The sequence below is a fragment of the Acinetobacter sp. YH16032 genome (assembly GCF_013417345.1).
Classification (GTDB): Bacteria; Pseudomonadota; Gammaproteobacteria; order Pseudomonadales; family Moraxellaceae; genus Acinetobacter.
Genome location: NZ_VPEE01000006.1, coordinates 46,417 through 63,481 on the forward strand (window position 1 = coordinate 46,417; position 17,065 = coordinate 63,481).

Genomic DNA, 17,065 nt, shown 5'->3' on the forward strand with positions numbered 1-17,065 from the left:
ATTTATGAATTTAATTGATAATGCTGCTGTCTCAGCGCATTTGTCTCATGTGCGTATTGTTATGGTGAATACTACCCTGCCTGCGAATATCGGTAGCGCACTTAGAGCAATGAAAACCATGGGGCTTTCAAAATTGGTTTTAGTTGCACCTAAAACTTATCCTCACCCTGATATTGATGCACTTGCAGCCGGTGCAACCGATTTAATTGATCAAATTCAGATTGTAGAAACGCTTGAAGAAGCCATCGCAGATTGTCATTTAGTCTTTGGTACAAGTGCTCGTAGCCGAACTATTCCATGGCCTTTATTAGATGCTCGGCCTGCTGCTGATAAATCGATGCAAGCGGTGATCAAAGAACAACAAGAAATTGCCGTAATATTTGGGCGTGAAGATCGCGGATTAACCAATGAAGAGTTGGCCTTGGCGAATTACCATGTGACCATCCCTGTGAATACAGACTATGGGGTACTCAATGTCGCTCAAGCCATTCAAATTATTTGCTATGAAATGCGAATGGCGACCACGGCTCTCATGGAACAAGTTGAAGATCCTCAAGCAGTTATGAAAGTGACTGATGAAGATTCTATGCATTGGGATGAGCCGTTGGTAACACATCAACAGATGGAACAATTTTATCCTCATTTTGAAAAAATGTTGCACGAAATCGAGTTTTTAGACCCAGAAAACCCACGATTATTGCCTTTACGCTTGCGTCGCTTATTCGGACGTATACAATTAGATCGTATGGAGTACCATCTTCTTAGAGGTATTTTCAGTCGTGTTCAGGCATTGAACAATGGCACATGGAAAAAGTCAGATTCTAAAGAGAAATCAAAAGATGCTTAAACAGCTTAAAGAAGATATTCAAGCTGTGTTTGCCCGCGATCCTGCGGCGCGCAACACATTTGAAGTTTTAACCACTTATCCAGGAATTCACGCACTGATTATGCATCGTGTTGCGCATGAGCTTTGGAAAAAAGAGTGTAAAACTTCAGCCCGCATGCTGTCTTCTTTTAGTCGTTTTGCAACTGGTATCGAAATTCACCCAGGTGCCAAAATTGGCAAACGTTTTTTTATTGATCACGGTATGGGTGTGGTCATTGGGGAAACAGCTGAAATTGGTGATGATGTGACGCTCTATCATGGCGTGACATTAGGTGGCACGACTTGGAATAAAGGCAAACGTCACCCAACTTTAGAAGATGGTGTAGTCGTTGGCGCAGGTGCGAAAATTTTAGGACCATTTACCGTGCATAAGAATGCGAAGGTGGGTTCGAATGCTGTGGTCACTAAAGAAGTACCTGAAGGTGCTACTGCCGTAGGTAACCCAGCGCGATTTATTATTAAAAATCAGCAAAAAGATTTGGACAAAGAATCCGAACGACGCAATTATGCAGAAAGCATCGGTTTTCAGCCTTATGCGACAACCCAAGATCAATCAGATCCTATGTTAGAAGGTATGCGAGTATTATTGGATCGTATACAGCACAATGAAAAGCGCATGAACACTCTATGTCAGCGACTTTCATTACTTGATCCAACATTTAATAACGCTCAAAGTAATGGACAACCATTTAGTGCTGAAGAGTTAAAAATCATTGACGAAGTTCGTCGTGAGTGCGAAGCTCAAACTGCACAATCAAAAGCTTAATGTATAAGTTTGACTAAGTTAGGTGAATCTGAGTTGCATGTTGTTTCGTCTTTTCATAGACTCAGATACAACCTGAACTAGAATTTAAAAACATAATATTGGAAGAAAATATGACGATTAAGCCCCTCATTGCCACCATGATCGCTGTTTCATTATTGAGTGCTTGTAGCTCTCCAGCAGTTAAAAAACAATCTAAAACAAACGATCCAATCGTCTTTTCTGAGCCTGATTTAAGTGCGCCATTTTATGCATTAAATCCTTTTAATTATAGCCAACCACCAGTATTCGAGCTTGAACTAAAAAAAGCTGCTGCTGCACCACTTCAAAAACTTGAGGTGACTGATCCAAATAATCCAAACAGAAAGATGATCCTCGAACAAAACAAATTAATCGTACCGACTGTGAATAGTTCACAACGTGCGATGAAATACACAGTTTTAGCGGGTCAAAATGAAATCGACATTACAGAAATTGATGACTTCCTTCAGATGGTTGAAGGTAAAGCACGTCACTATCCTCCTCGCTTTACAGATCGTCAAGAACGTCGCGGTTTTGAAGCTAAATTACGTGAAGTTTCAGCTCAACTAGATACTTTAGCAGCGAAAGATAACGCGTCATTCGATATCTTAATTCGTGCATTTAAAGCAAGTATATTGGGTCGTAACCTTGATCTTGGTTCTGCTTACACCACTAAATCATTAAAATATGCACAACAAATCCTGAAGATCAACAAAGAAGACGCTGAAGCGAACTTCTGGTTTGGTTTCTCTTTGTCTGAAGGTGGTGGTCAAAAAGAAGCTATTCCATATATCGATAAAGCCATCAAAGCGGGTGTTCAAGAAGCTTATCTCGTAGCTGTTAATAACTACCTCGCATTGAGCCAAAAGAAAAATGCAATCACAACTTTAAAAAATTACAAAGTGAAATATCCTGAAGAAACTGAAGTTGCTGACCGCTTGATTCAAGAAATTGAGAAACAAGGTCGTTACAATGTTTGGCAAATTTTAAACAATCCAGCGAAATCATAATCTTATTTCACAAAAAATAGACTGATTATTCAGTCTATTTTTTTTAGCACTTATTTTTATCTCCCTAAAAATAACGTATGCTCAGCGTTAATGATTCATGCTGACAGTTGAAAATATATTTATGATGAACAATAAATACATTGGCGCCCTACTGATCGCAACACCACTATTTATGACAGGTTGCCAAGTCGTCAGTGTAAAAAATCAAGCGCTTAATGTCTCGATCGCGAATGAACGAGATAGCATATTAACGCGTAAAAAAATGAGTGAAGCGAGTCTGAATGTCCTCTCAATGACAGGCAGTGAGGCTGAAAGTTGTTCTAATGATCCCGATAAATGTGTATCTGATCTAAAAAAAATTAAACAAATTCAAGATGAACAACTTTATTCAACTGCAAGTGAAGCATATTTGACACGGGCATTAGCCCTCAGTAATTCTTCTGCTTGTAATACCAGTTTAATTAATAAATATCAGTCAGAAGAAAAGAAAAAAATTCATCAAGAAAACTATAGTCAATGTCTTGACCAACAGTTAGCAATGCTTGATAAAAGTATTCGTTATAGTTATGCCTATCTATTCAAGACAAAACGCCAACCAAGCGACCGTATTTTCGATAATAGACAAGTTCAAATACGAGATTTCTACAATCAAGCCTTGGCAAAAATGGTGATGACCTATGGTATGCGCTATACGGGTGAAAAAGTTCCCAAACAAATAAAAATTGGTGAAAGCATTTATACCATCAACTATGACCATTACCCTCAGATTGCTAATCAAAAATTAGATAGCCTGCTTTCAAGCTACAATCTCAATTTTAGTGGCTTGCGTTCGATTAACCGTCGGGATGGTTTCGGTGCGGAATTTGTCGCAACGCTTCCAGCGCCAGAGCGAAATAGCGATTCAGGTAAATATATTGTAGATCCATTAAATCACGCTTATAAAAATGGTCGTAATCCTAACATTCATCCACCACGTTATCTTTCAGTCACGATGACCGCTGAGCCTGCGCGTCAAAGTAATGTAGAGGATATTCTGAATGACCCGCATTTCACCCTGAATATTTATGATCCTTATGGATTAGATCAATTAAAAGTAGGTGGAAAAGTTTATCCCTTAGCTGCGAATTACTCTGCACCTTATGGTTTGTGGCTTGCCGAAAATAACTTAGGTGCTGCTGCATATTTGAGTTTGATTGATCGTGACAATACAATCACAATGCCCCATCTCTTTATGCTCGAACCCTATAATCCAAACAAAAAAATTATTGTTTTGGTGCATGGACTTGCAAGCAGTCCAGAAGCTTGGATTGCATTAACCAATGACATTATGGGAGATAATGTTCTAAGAGAGCATTATCAAGTTTGGCAAGTATTTTACTCAACCAATATGCCAATTTTAGAAAGTCGCTTTCAGGTGAATGCGATCATTCAACAAGCATTTAATTCACTTGATCAATCTACGGCGTCAGCTAAAGATGCAGTTCTGATTGGACATAGTATGGGTGGTATTATTTCAAGATTATTGGTGAGCCAAGCTGATTTAACACAACCTGCATTGTCTCAATTAAAAAATTCTCAAATTAGCCGTTTTAAGAATGAACCTTTATTTAAAGCTCGTTTACAAATCAAACCTGTGCCACAATTTAATCGTGCTATTTTCTTAGCAGCACCTCATAGAGGCACAGATTATGCTGATCGTTGGTTTACACGAGCTGCGCGTAAAATGATCAAATTGCCAGGTGCATTTTTGGGTGCATTTGCTGAATCGCTCTCAGATAAAGATATTAATATTAAACATTTTGTCAAAGACTTAAGTCATGGATTGATTCAAAATGGTCCGAGTGATCTGAGTCACAACTCTCCTTTCACCAAATTAACCTCACCTGTGACGCCAATTAAAGGATTTAAATTTCACTCCATCATGGGGAATGTGACTGAGAGTAAAGATCCTACTGTTATGTCAGATGGGATCGTGCCTTATCAGAGTGCGCATCTTAAAGGGGCACAATCTGAGATTATTATCAAAGGTGGTCACTCAATTCAGGAAACGCCTGAAGCTGTTTTGGAATTAAGACGAATCCTAAGACTTCATTTGACAGAGCTTGGAATTGCCAAATAACGATTTCCTTTAGCTTTTATCTGCCGATGTATCAAAGATGCATCGACTTTTTGTTTTTATAGTCCCAAAGGACGACTTTTGAATCCCACTCATATTTTTAACTACCTTCTCCATAAAATATTTGAGAAAAAATGGATAACGATTAGAACAAACTGGATAGCCTGACTCCGTTAATCACTGTTCAATAGATTCAAAGATAAATGAAATCAAGTGATATAAGGAGTTAGACCATGGGATCTCGTAGCAGCATCGAATGGCATGATTTTATTGAAGGATGTATCGATTTTCGACCAGAGGATGGCGTCTATCGTATCGCACGTGACATGTTTACTGAACCAGAACTTTTTGATCTAGAAATGGAAATGATCTTTGAAAAGGTGTGGATCTACGCGTGTCATGAAAGTGAAATTCCAAAACCAAATGACTTTGTCACTGTTCAAATTGGTCGCCAACCGCTCATCATTAACCGTGATGGTCAAGGTAATTTAAATGCAATGGTCAATGCCTGCGAGCACCGTGGTGCTACATTGACCCGAGTTGCTAAAGGTAATCAATCCACATTTACCTGCCCGTTCCATGCTTGGTGTTACAAATCGGATGGTCGCCTCGTAAAAGTTAAAGCTCCTGGTGAGTATTGTGATGACTTTGATAAATCATCACGAGGTCTAAAAAAAGCACGTATTGCAAGTTATAAAGGATTTGTCTTCGTTAGTTTAGATACAACAGCTACAGACACCTTAGAAGATTATTTAGGTGATACACGTGTTTTCCTTGATCTTATGGTTGAACAATCACCTACAGGTGAATTAGAAGTTTTACCGGGTAAATCAGCATATACCTTTGCTGGAAACTGGAAGCTACAAAATGAAAATGGTGTAGATGGCTACCACGTAAGTACTGTTCACTATAACTATGTCTCTACAGTTCAATATCGTCAGCAACTGAATGCACAAAAAGGGACAGGACCAAAGGACACACTTGATTACAGTAAATTAGGTGCTGGTGATGACACAACTGATGATGGTTGGTTCTCATTTAAAAATGGTCATAACGTTTTGTTTAGTGACATGCCTAACCCAACTGTACGTCCTGGTTACGCAACTGTGATGCCATATCTGGTTGAAAAATATGGTCAAAAACGTGCTGAATGGGCAATGCATCGTCTCAGAAACTTGAACTTATACCCAAGCCTTTTCTTTATGGATCAAATCAGTTCGCAACTTCGTATTATTCGTCCAGTTGCGTGGAATAAAACTGAAGTCATTAGCCAGTGTATTGGTGTTAAAGGTGAGTCGGCTGAAGCACGTCGTAACCGTATTCGTCAATTCGAAGATTTCTTCAACGTATCGGGCTTAGGCACACCTGACGATTTAGTCGAATTCCGTGAACAACAGCGTGGTTTCCAAGCTCGTTTAGAACGCTGGAGTGACATTTCGCGCGGTTATCACAAGTGGAATTATGGCGACAGCCCGAATGCTCAAACATTAGGGATCAAACCAGTCATCACGGGTACTGAAATCACTCAAGAAGGTTTATATGTCAATCAACACCAAGTTTGGCGCGATCTCATGTTAAAAGGCTTAAAAAATAAAGCACTTAAACTCACTGAAGATACTTCTGAACCACACGAATGCCCTGCATCACAAGCGACAACTGAGGAGGCTTAATCATGACACAAGCTCTTGTACATCAAGTTTCTCAATTTTTATATGAAAAATCTGCGCTTTGTGACAACTATGAATGGGACGCATATCTAGAACTCTATGACGAAGACAGCGAATACCACATTCCACAATGGATTAGTGACCATGAATACGTCACTGATCCAAACCAAGGGCTTTCATATATCTATTATGAAAACCGTGCTGGCCTTGAAGATCGCGTATTCCGTATAGGAACTGGTAAAGCTGCATCAGCTACACCCCTTCCGCGTCTCATGCATGCGATTCACAACATCCGTGTAAAAACACTTGAAGACGGATTATTAGAAGTTAAAGCGGGTTGGTCGACATTCTATAACCGCCAAGGTTTAGAAGGCTATTTTTACGGTCATGTCACTTATATCCTTCGTCAACATGAAGACACTTTCCGCATTCGTAAACAGCACACCATTTTGTTGAATGACAAAATTGATTCTGTGCTCGACTTCTATCACGTTTAAGGAGTAAAAGAATGAGTCATTCTGTTGCACTCAACTTTGCAGATGGTAAAACGTTCTTTATCTCTGTGAATAATGATGAGCTTTTACTTGATGCTGCGTTCCGTCAAGGTATCACATTGCCTTTAGACTGCCGTGAAGGCGTTTGCGCAACCTGTCAAGGGCAATGTGAAAGTGGCAATTACACTCAAGATTATGTCGATGAAGAAGCATTAACCGAACGTGATCTGGCAGAGCGTAAAATTTTAGCTTGTCAAACACGAGTGCAATCGAATGCTGCATTCTATTTCGATCATGACTCAAGTTTCTGTAATGCTGGTGAAACACTTCAACTCGAAACCAAAGTGACTCACGTAGAATTAGTCTCTGAAACTACGGCAATCATTCATGTAGATGCCAGTCAACATACGCAGAAAATTGATTATTTACCGGGTCAATATGCTCGATTAAAAATTCCTGGTGCAAATGATTGGCGTTCATATTCTTTCGCCAATCTACCGAATGAAGGTAATCAATTACAGTTTTTAATTCGCTTACTGCCGCAAGGTCTCATGAGTGATTATTTGCGAGATCGGGCAAAAGTTGGCGATACCATTTTACTCGAAGCCCCTCTAGGTAGTTTTTATCTTCGCGAAGTGGAAAAAGAAAAGCCGTTGGTCTTTGTCGCAGGAGGTACTGGATTGTCAGCATTTTTAGGAATGCTAGATCAAATTGTGAAACAACCTCAAATTCCACCAGTACATCTGTATTATGGTGTAAACAAAGAGCAAGATTTGTGTGAACAAGAAAGGTTAAAAGCATACTCAGCTAAGATTCCACACTTTGAGTATCATCCCGTAATCGGACAACCTTCTAATGATTGGACTGGAAAAAAAGGATTTATCCACGAACATTTAGATCAATCGCAATTAAGCGAATCAGCATTCGATATGTATTTGTGTGGTCCGCCACCAATGATCGATGCTGTCAAAAATTGGTTAGCTGATCACCAGATAGACAACGGACGTGTTTACAGTGAGAAGTTTATTCAAAGTCATAGCTCAAGATAATTAAATGAGCTGATGACAATCACTAAGGACTATCGTTAATATTCTTTGCAAACGATAGTCCTTTTTTGTTCTAACGTTTGAATATATGGAAATTTTAAATGCAAAAAATAATTGTAAATGACGTTATTGATCGGGAAAAAATGTCCCCTTTACAATGGACAGTTTTCTTTCTGGGGTTTCTGGTTTTTTTCTGTGATGGATTAGACACTGGCATCTTAGGCTTTATTGCACCAGCATTGTTAGATGATTGGGGGATTTCAAAACCAGATCTAGCACCTGTGCTCAGTGCGGCCTTAGTAGGCATGTCGATCGGCGCTATTATCTCAGGACCATTATCAGATAAATTTGGACGCAAGGGTGTCATCGTAATGACGACTTTGTTGTTTTCAATTTTCACCATCATGTGTGGATTTGCTTCTAACACCCAAGAACTTATGATCTATCGTTTTATTACAGGGGTCGGACTTGGTGCGGCTATGCCGAATATCAGCACAATGGTATCCGAATACATGCCTCTAAAACGTAAAGCATTCCTGACCGGATTAGCAGGTTGCGGATTTATGTTAGGGATCTCAAGTGGCGGTGTCTTATCTGCGTTCTTATTAGAGAATCAAGGGTGGGCAAATGTCATTATTATCGGCGGTGTAATCCCACTGATTGTATTGGTATTTTTGATTACCAAGTTACCTGAATCACCTCAATACCTCATCAAACAAAATCGTCAAGAAAAAGCAAAACCAATTCTTGAGAAGATTCACGGTCAAACATTTGATCAAAGTACTGTATTTGTTCTACCTGAAGCAGAAGTATTAGATCCTAAACAAAGCCCTGTTAAAATTTTGTTTAGCAAATACTTTTGGGGTTCAGCAATGCTTTGGCTGTGTTGCTTTACCAGCCTAATGGTATTTTATCTGTTAACCAGCTGGATGCCGACTATTCTTAAAACCGCTGGATTCACAACAGAACAGTTTAGTTTAATTGCAGCGATTTTCCCATTCGGCGGTGTAATAGGTGCATGCTTTATGGGGTGGTATATGGATAAAGTTAATCCAAATACTGTGATTAAATATTCTTATCTCGCAGCATTTGTATTGTTCTTCGTTGCAGCATTCGTAAGCCAAAGTATTGTTTTACTCGGTATTGCAATTTTCTTAATTGGCGCATTATTAGTGGGTGCTCAATCATCACTACTTCCATTAACAGCACTGTTCTACCCTTCAGTGTGCCGCGGTGTAGGTGTTTCATGGATGCATGGTATTGGTCGTATCGGTGCGATCTTAGGTGCGTTCTACGGATCACTGATTTTTACTTTTGAATTATCTCTTGCAGGTATTTTCTATGTCCTAGCAATTCCGACATTTATTTCGTTTATTGCGCTCGCATTAAAAGGACTAAAACAACCTGAATCAGCCAATACTGCAACTGCAGAGGTAACGCAGTAATCTCAACTCAGTCATTAAAAAGCCCCAATAAAGGGGCTTTTTTTAAAACATAATTTTAAGAGTTTCACTCGGGAGAACCCCATATTTGGCTTTGTATTCTTGAGAAAATCGTCCTAAATGTCTGAATCCCCAGTCATAAGCCAATCTTGAAATGGAAATATTTGCATTGTTCTGCAGCAAAGCATGATGAATCTGTTCAAGTCTATAGTTTTTTAAATAATCCATAGGACTCATATGCAGCGCTTGTTGAAACTCACGGTATAAAGTCGATTTTGAAGTCCCCGATATCATGACTAAATCTGATGCATCCAACTCTTGATCAGCAAAACGATGGATAAACTCTCTGACCACCATGACTGGCTTCGGAAGCTGATACTCTTGGAGCGATCTTAATTCATTGGAATAATTATTGTGCTGGGTTAAAAGCAAAGCCTTAATCAAAAAACTTTCATAATCTTGAGAAAGCAGATTTAAACCATCAAAACGAGAATAATCTTGCCTGAGCGATAAACATTGTTGAATATTATTCCACCACAATCTTAGGAAGTTATCTTCACTAAATGGCATATCTGGCTCAAAAATCACCCGCTCTTTAACAGGTTTAGAAAGCAAATTGGAAAGTACAGATTTGACACTTTCTTCAGGAATCACCACTTGAAATTTTTTACAATTACGGTGAATGATGAGTTCTTGCTGATCCTGACTAGAAACAATGATTCCATTATTACTGTGTGATAAATGAGTTTCTCCATTCATACGCAATGTTTGCTGTCCATGAATAGGCAAACTGATACTGTATGCACCTAGCTGCTGAATTTGAATAGACACATCTGTGCCATAACTGATACAGCCAATTGCCATTTTTTTACTCGGCAAGCGTATACCTGAATAATGAAAATCAAGCTGATCTTTACGAGCAGTTTCTAATTGATGTGAACCACAAATAAGGCTCATTAATCGTTGAGCAACGTTCAATTCACGCGATGCGTGACTAAGATCCTTATGTTGGCTGAGTGTGATCATCCTGTTCACCTAGCTATTTTGAATCATGATAAATACTATAAAACAATTTTAATAATAATGTCGAAATAAAGTCTCTTCGCTTCGACTAAATATTTAAATATATTTTTGAACACAGATTAGTAAATTAAAAAATACTAATTTGGTATCTTATATTACTTAATAGGTATTTTAATTTTTTATTATTTTTCATTAATTTATATTAAAATCACAATGATAAAAAATTCGGTTTTATTTGACATTCAGCGATTATAGAGATAGATTTTTAAATAACGTCCTAAGGATAGGGCTGATATAAATAAATGTAATTTTTTTCAATTACCACTATAGCTATTAAATTTTAAAATTATTATTTCTGGTCTGAATATTGCTTCATTTATTTATATCGTAAATCTCATTCCATGATACCAATTTAACACTACTGTCATGGTACGGACTACTAATGAGCCAAAAGGATTCACAATGAACCAGCTTCATTCCTCTCAGCTAACTGGGCAAAATTTTAGTAATGAATCAATTTTCAACAGTCAAAACTTGGTCTTCAATCAAGCAGATTTGAGCGAAACTTGTAAAAATGTAGGGCAAATTTTTAAGCCTCATGCTCTAAAAGTGTTAAAATCAGCTAAAAATTTTAGTGCAAGCATGCATCATGTTCAAACTGGGGCTCTTTCTATCAGCCGCTTGGAATATGGTGCAGATGTATTGATCGAACCAGATCAACTTGAAAAGTTTTATCTTATTCAGATTCCTACTCGAGGCTATGCTGAAATTGAATTTGGTCAAGATAAATTTATTTCATACTCAGAAGTAGCGTCAATTATCTCACCTGACCAATCACTCAGAATGCGCTGGCGTGCTCACTCCCCTCAACTCATTCTCAAAATTTCAAAAGATGATTTTGCACATCATTGTCAGCAACATATCGTGAAATCTGAACAAAAAAATGTAATTTTTAATCCTCGACTTGATTTTACCACTCAATCTGGTGGTTATTTTCTGCAACTTTTGAGAACCATGATGGATGCACTTAAATGTGAGCATCATCCTCTCCACCACCCACTTGCATTTAAGCAGTTTGAATCAAATCTATTTAATGCGCTTATTTATGGACAACCAAATAATGCTTTTTTTAAAGCAAATTCTCATCATGAGAAAAAATTAGCGCCCTACTTTATCAAACGTGCTGAAGCATACATTCACCACCACTTACATGAACCACTCAACATAGAAGTCTTGGCGGAACAATCAGGTGTAAGTGCACGAACACTCTTTGCAGGATTCAAAAACCATTTTGGCATTACCCCTATGGCATATTTACGTGAGCTTCGCTTTGAACAAGCTCATCTTGAACTGATGAATAATGAACATGCCACGGTCACTGATGTTGCATTTAAGTGGGGCTTTACTCATTTAGGTCGTTTTTCACAAGAGTACAAACGTCGTTATGGCGAGCTACCATCATCAACGCGTAAGATTACACAAAATTCACTCTTCTCTTAATTTTATGTCTGTCAATAAAAAAGCCTGTGAAATCACAGGCTTTTTTGATTAGAAATGATGAATGTATCGAATTTGGAATCGATCGCCTTCAGTTCTATTTTTTGCATCATGCTCAAAATATGCATTTGCGATGACATGATTTTTTGGCGAGTGACTATACATAAGTCCAGGTCCAACTGCCCACACACTTTCTTTGCGACCATCGACTTTTACACCATCGACTTTAGTATCGGTAAGCTGTTTTAAATAGTACCCACTTAAACCCAATCGAATCTGATCATGTACAGCATATTCAGATGCTAGGTTAATGTGTACTGCTTGCCCCGCTTGGATTTCATCAGCAGCACCAAAACCATAAGTTGGATCATCATTTTTAAAATTATACAAATAATGAGCGCGTGTTGAAGCTGTCCATTTCGGATTGAACCAATACGTTGCAGCCCAATATGGATTGAAGGATAATGCATTATTACCCGGATTAATATCACGGTTTTGCTGATATTCCCCTGTCGGCAGATTTAGCTGTAATTCAATTCGATGGACAAATTTTGGTCCCTGTTCACCCATGACTGGATCAAACTGGAGAAATGGACCAATCATCAAATCTCCAAATCCACTTTTAGCTTTTAAGGCTTGATTATTTAAACCATCGTCAACACTTATTTTACTTAAATAAGGGATAAGTAAATTCAGACCTAGACTTGAATGAGCAGTCGGTTTATAGGTCGACATGTAACTTAATTGCTCGACAATCACTTGATAATTTAAATCTGTTTTGGGCAGCGGAAGCTTTTGTCCATTCGTATCTCTCAACTTATCACTGTCATAATGTTGAAAATACGTTTGCGAATACCAACCAGGTCCAGCTGGTAGTCCACCATCTAGAAAGCTGGTCATACCCAAATTCACAGTCGGTAAATCATAAGCAAAAACATGTGATGAATTTGCTGTAGTAAACAAGGTTAAAGTACTTAATATAATTTTATTTTTCATGTGTATTTCCCATAAAAAAACCACGATTGTTCATCGTGGTTTTTAAAGCAATGATTAAAGGTCTGGATGGCTCGCTGCAATTTGGTAACGACCAGCATGAAACACTAAGGGCTCACCAGCAGTTTGTTGATATTTTTGAATTTCACCGATAAAAATCAAGTGATCGCCACCTTCGTATTGCTGTACATTTTTACAGACAAGTGTAGCAAGTGCTTCGTTCAGTAATGGAACACCTGTATCACATTCACCATGATCAACTGTGGCAAACTTATCTTGTGCACCACGGGCAAAATGGGTAGAAAGCTGATGCTGCTCCTTCGTTAACATATGAACTGCAAAGTGCTCAGCTGCAACAAAATCGGGCAAACTTGGTGCTGTTTTCGACAAGCTCCACAACACAAGCGGTGGATCTAATGACAACGAAGAAAATGAATTGGCTGTCATACCCACTTTTCGTCCATCCGTTCCACGTGTGGTGATTACGGTAACACCTGTGGCAAACTGACCAAGAAGATTACGAATCTCGCGAGGATTACTGATGTCAATCTCTTGCAGATTAATTTTATCTAATACATCCATTTTTAACACCTCAGTTCCATCAAGCCACTTGAGAAACTTGATCTGTTTCTAATAATTCTTTCGCTGCGTTTTCGTCAAACCACCACGGTGAAAAGTTACGTGGATCATCAAAATTATTAACGATCTGAGAAGCTAAATTGTGATTTTGAGAGGCTGCACCTAGTAGCTCAACAACATGAGGTCGAGGTGGAACCAATAAACTATTTGTCCAGCTCACGACTTTTTCAGCATATGACCAATATTTCTCAAACGTTGACTCCATCCAATCTTCAGTAAACGCTTGATTACCGTGTGCTAAGATCGCATCGAAATAAACCTTGCTACACTTAGCTGCATTATTTGATCCTTGACCTGTGATTGGATCATTCACCACCAATGCATCTGCCATACCAAATATTTTTTTACCAGAAGCCAATGTCATGACAGGTTTACGTACCGTTGGTGGGAAACGTCCTGCTAAATATCCGCCATTATCTGTCAGCGTTACGTCTTTACAACGCTCATATTCCCACGGCAAATGTTGTTTCAGAATTTCTAAGCTTTTATTTAAATGTTCTTCTGGTGTTTTAACTTCAGCCCAGCAATCCATAGGACCATTAGGAATCCCTTCAAAAACCATAATGTCACATGGACCATTTACTGTAAGCGCAGGAAAACAAAAATACTCACCCACCCCAGGAATAATATTAAAGCTCACTCTCGAGTATGGCGAAATTGGCTTCATTCCATTCACATAAGTCAAAGCCAATGCACGCTGAGGTTTGTCAAAAGTACTTCGTTCTGCGTCACGTACAAACTCTTTAACCACTTCACCTTTACCCGCAGCCAAGAGCACTAATTCATACTCGTCAGCCAAATGTTCTAATTCGTTTAGACCAACGTCTTGGAGTACAAACTTGCCTCCACGGCGCTGAAACTCTTCAAGCCAATAAGGCATCTTGACACGTTGATCAACAGATTGAGCATAACGCTCTAATCGCGCACTCCATTTAAATGCTCTTTCACCACTTGCTGGATCAACCAAAGCAAAACTAATACCTTCTACCGATGGACAATGCTCTTCCCAAAAATTTAGTCCTAAATCACGCTCAGTCTGTAACGCAGTATGGAACATACATTGACTAGACATGACTTTACCTTGACGAATCTCATCAGGAGTTTTATTCGATAAAATCGTGATGTCATATCCCTTATCCAGCAGTCCTAATCCAAGTTGAAGTCCTGACTGACCTGCACCAACAATTGCAATTTTTCTCATCTTTATGCTCCAATATTTAATTTATTCTGCTAAACGTGGTATTGCGGGTTGATTCGTTTCAGGCCCCATGACTGAATACCCACCATCTACCGCATAATCTGCGCCAGTCACAAAACTTGCAGCATCCGACAATAAGAATGTCACTACATTTGCCACTTCTGCCGGATTACCCAAACGTCCCAAGAGATGATAATCACTTGCTACAGCATCAGCTTTCGCACGATTTTGTCCACTCACTTCAGAAATCACTCTCGACCAAGTCCAACCTGGTGAAACTGAGTTGACACGGATACCATCTAGCGCAAAATCCATTGCCATCGCTTTGGTCAGTTGTAAAATTGCCGCTTTAGAAACTGGATATAACCAACGTCCCGTTTGAGCACATTGCGCTGAAATCGAGGTGAAATTCACCACTGACCCTTTATTTTTTTGCAAATCTTCATATACGGCACGCGTTAGCTCAACAATAGATACCAAATTGATATCTAATGCTTTTAACCAATCTGATCGTGGTGATTTGAAACCATCATCAAGATAGGTACATGCCAAGTTCACTAAATAACTGACTTCACCTAGATGATTTCTAATGCTGTTCACCGCTTCATGAATTGCGATGTCTGAAGTTAGATCAGTTTGTATAAACATCACTTCATAAGGATGTTGCGCAGCTATGGTTTTTCCGTAGTCATCAATGTCTAAAATGGCAACTTTAGCCCCTAAATTCACGAGACTTTGAACCACAGCCTGTCCAATCAACGTTGATCCTCCACTGACAATGGCAACTTTATCTTTAATATTTAATTCCATTTTTTGCCCCATATATTTTGATTATTCGATTGGCTTACCAGCACTCGACTCCCAACTTGGCATCAAGCCATTTGAAGGAATATCTTCATCTAAAAGTTTTTTCGCTGTTTCTACACCTGCAACAGGCAATCCTTCTGGATTAAGTAATCCGATTTGGACAAGTACAGAAGCTTGATCCCAATAAATATGTTCGTGACAAAGTTTTGGACCTCTAAACTGAATGACCCCCAACATTGGAATTTCGACATATTTTCCAGTCGGTTTTATACCTGGTAATAACCAATCAATTTCAGTGTCGTGAGTGAAACTCATGATGAATTCATCCACAACCTGAGTAGATCCCACAGTTCTAGAAATTGAGGTGATTTTCATATCTTGAGGGTTTTGATGTACAAAATGATATCGATAGAATCGCGCTAACTGGCTATATCCCACACCACCTGTCAACGTTGGAATGTGATTCACATATGGTTGAGCGACCATCGTTGCCATGGTTGCTGGTACATCGCGCGTGTCGAACTCATGTCTGATATGCTCTTCCCACAATGCAACTAAGTCATAGTGAGGGCCAACCGTTTCATGTAATGCTGTTACGGTACGTTCATGGGCAAATCGCGCCGATGGTTTGTGATAATGATCGCTGTTCGGTCGTGCAAATGCGTGATCAACACCTTCATAAACATAAGCATGAATATGTTTAAATTGTGCGCATGCTTCAGTAATTTGATTTCGCGCTTCAGCTGGACAGAATTGATCAAGTTCAGCCATGTGTAGCACAAGCTTACCCTTCACATTCGAGAGTTCATCGAGCGCTTTTTCAATGCCTACACCGTAGTAAGCAACCGAACACGCTAAGTTATCAATACGGCATGCAGCCAAATATGCAAGTTTTCCACCAAGACAATATCCAACCACTGACTGACCCGTAGTCGTGTCACACGCATCTAAAGTCGTTAAAAAATCTAAACTTTCACGAATATCATTTACACCCTGATCTTCATCATATTGCTGATAAAGTTGAAAAGCTTTTTCAAAATCCTCAGGTGTATAACCTAAATCAATGTTTGGTGCAGTACGCCAAAATAGATCAGGGACTAAAACGGTATAGCCTTCCTCTGCGAGAAAGTCAGCTTTTGCTCGCATCGCTGCATTGATACCAAATATTTCATGACACAATACAATCCCAGGACCTTTCTTTGCTTCTGGGACTGCCAAATACCCTGAATAGCGATTCCCCGATTTGGTAGTGATCTCAATCGTTTGACCTGTCATTTTTTCTTCCCTAAGACATCGAATATGATCTGATCATGAAATGAAATGCGATAACAAACTGTCCAAAAGATGCGAAGACTATCCAGAGACTGCTGATTCTTTACACAAAGAATTTGCATAAATGGATATCGAATTTAATTATTCAATGAACGAAATTGAGTCGTTGGTTATAATATTGGTTCGACTCA

At 39.0% G+C, this 17,065-nt stretch carries 15 protein-coding genes; 9 read left to right on the plus strand and 6 right to left on the minus strand.

Annotation, left to right across the window (positions count from 1 at the left end; all coding sequences use genetic code 11):
• Positions 1–4: 4 nt before the first annotated feature.
• The 8 genes from FTV32_RS06080 to FTV32_RS06115 all read left to right on the plus strand — a co-directional run bounded on the left by FTV32_RS06080 (position 5) and on the right by FTV32_RS06115 (position 9,448).
• Positions 5–847, plus strand: coding sequence for an RNA methyltransferase (locus FTV32_RS06080; RefSeq protein WP_092767753.1), 843 nt, complete (start codon positions 5–7; stop codon positions 845–847).
• Positions 840–1,652, plus strand: a complete 813-nt coding sequence (cysE, locus tag FTV32_RS06085) for a serine O-acetyltransferase (RefSeq protein WP_035266113.1) — start codon at positions 840–842, stop codon at positions 1,650–1,652. Before FTV32_RS06080 ends, cysE begins: the two co-directional genes overlap by 8 nt.
• Positions 1,653–1,762: 110 nt before the next feature.
• The gene (locus FTV32_RS06090; RefSeq protein ID WP_035266116.1) at positions 1,763–2,680 is read left to right on the plus strand and encodes an ABUW_2363 family tetratricopeptide repeat lipoprotein; all 918 of its coding nucleotides are present in this window, start codon (positions 1,763–1,765) and stop codon (positions 2,678–2,680) included.
• A gap of 121 nt (positions 2,681–2,801) precedes the next feature.
• Entirely contained in the window at positions 2,802–4,799 is a 1,998-nt protein-coding gene (locus tag FTV32_RS06095) for an alpha/beta fold hydrolase (protein ID WP_180028206.1), read from the plus strand.
• Positions 4,800–5,029: 230 nt separating this feature from the next.
• Entirely contained in the window at positions 5,030–6,466 is a 1,437-nt protein-coding gene (gene antA / locus FTV32_RS06100) for an anthranilate 1,2-dioxygenase large subunit (RefSeq protein WP_035266117.1), read from the plus strand.
• 2 nt (positions 6,467–6,468) lie between these two features.
• Positions 6,469–6,960: an anthranilate 1,2-dioxygenase small subunit gene (antB, locus tag FTV32_RS06105; protein WP_035266119.1), complete on the plus strand. Its 492-nt coding sequence runs from the start codon at positions 6,469–6,471 to the stop codon at positions 6,958–6,960.
• A gap of 11 nt (positions 6,961–6,971) precedes the next feature.
• On the plus strand, positions 6,972–8,006 hold the full coding sequence (gene antC, locus FTV32_RS06110) for an anthranilate 1,2-dioxygenase electron transfer component AntC (RefSeq protein WP_180028207.1): 1,035 nt from the start codon (positions 6,972–6,974) through the stop codon (positions 8,004–8,006).
• Positions 8,007–8,104: 98 nt separating this feature from the next.
• Positions 8,105–9,448: an MFS transporter gene (locus tag FTV32_RS06115; protein ID WP_092767747.1), complete on the plus strand. Its 1,344-nt coding sequence runs from the start codon at positions 8,105–8,107 to the stop codon at positions 9,446–9,448.
• A gap of 42 nt (positions 9,449–9,490) precedes the next feature.
• Here FTV32_RS06115 and FTV32_RS06120 read toward each other — a convergent pair whose 3' ends face one another.
• Entirely contained in the window at positions 9,491–10,471 is a 981-nt protein-coding gene (locus tag FTV32_RS06120) for an AraC family transcriptional regulator (protein WP_180028208.1), read from the minus strand.
• A 459-nt stretch (positions 10,472–10,930) separates the two neighbouring features.
• Between FTV32_RS06120 and FTV32_RS06125 the strand changes: the two genes are divergently transcribed.
• Positions 10,931–11,968 carry an AraC family transcriptional regulator gene (locus FTV32_RS06125; RefSeq protein WP_092767742.1) on the plus strand — a complete coding sequence of 346 codons (1,038 nt, stop codon included), beginning with the start codon at positions 10,931–10,933 and terminating at the stop codon, positions 11,966–11,968.
• A 48-nt stretch (positions 11,969–12,016) separates the two neighbouring features.
• Here the strand turns inward: FTV32_RS06125 and FTV32_RS06130 are convergent, their stop codons facing one another.
• The 5 genes from FTV32_RS06130 to FTV32_RS06150 are packed head-to-tail and all read right to left on the minus strand — an operon-like array spanning position 12,017 to position 16,877.
• Entirely contained in the window at positions 12,017–12,961 is a 945-nt protein-coding gene (locus FTV32_RS06130; protein WP_180028209.1) for a transporter, read from the minus strand.
• 54 nt (positions 12,962–13,015) lie between these two features.
• The gene (locus FTV32_RS06135; RefSeq protein ID WP_180028210.1) at positions 13,016–13,540 is read right to left on the minus strand and encodes a flavin reductase family protein; all 525 of its coding nucleotides are present in this window, start codon (positions 13,538–13,540) and stop codon (positions 13,016–13,018) included.
• A 19-nt stretch (positions 13,541–13,559) separates the two neighbouring features.
• Positions 13,560–14,798: a styrene monooxygenase/indole monooxygenase family protein gene (locus FTV32_RS06140; RefSeq protein ID WP_180028211.1), complete on the minus strand. Its 1,239-nt coding sequence runs from the start codon at positions 14,796–14,798 to the stop codon at positions 13,560–13,562.
• Between the two features lie 21 nt (positions 14,799–14,819).
• Complete coding sequence (locus tag FTV32_RS06145) at positions 14,820–15,605, minus strand: SDR family oxidoreductase (protein WP_180028212.1); 786 nt, start codon at positions 15,603–15,605, stop codon at positions 14,820–14,822.
• Between the two features lie 21 nt (positions 15,606–15,626).
• The gene (locus tag FTV32_RS06150) at positions 15,627–16,877 is read right to left on the minus strand and encodes a dienelactone hydrolase family protein (protein ID WP_180028213.1); all 1,251 of its coding nucleotides are present in this window, start codon (positions 16,875–16,877) and stop codon (positions 15,627–15,629) included.
• Positions 16,878–17,065 lie beyond the last annotated feature (188 nt).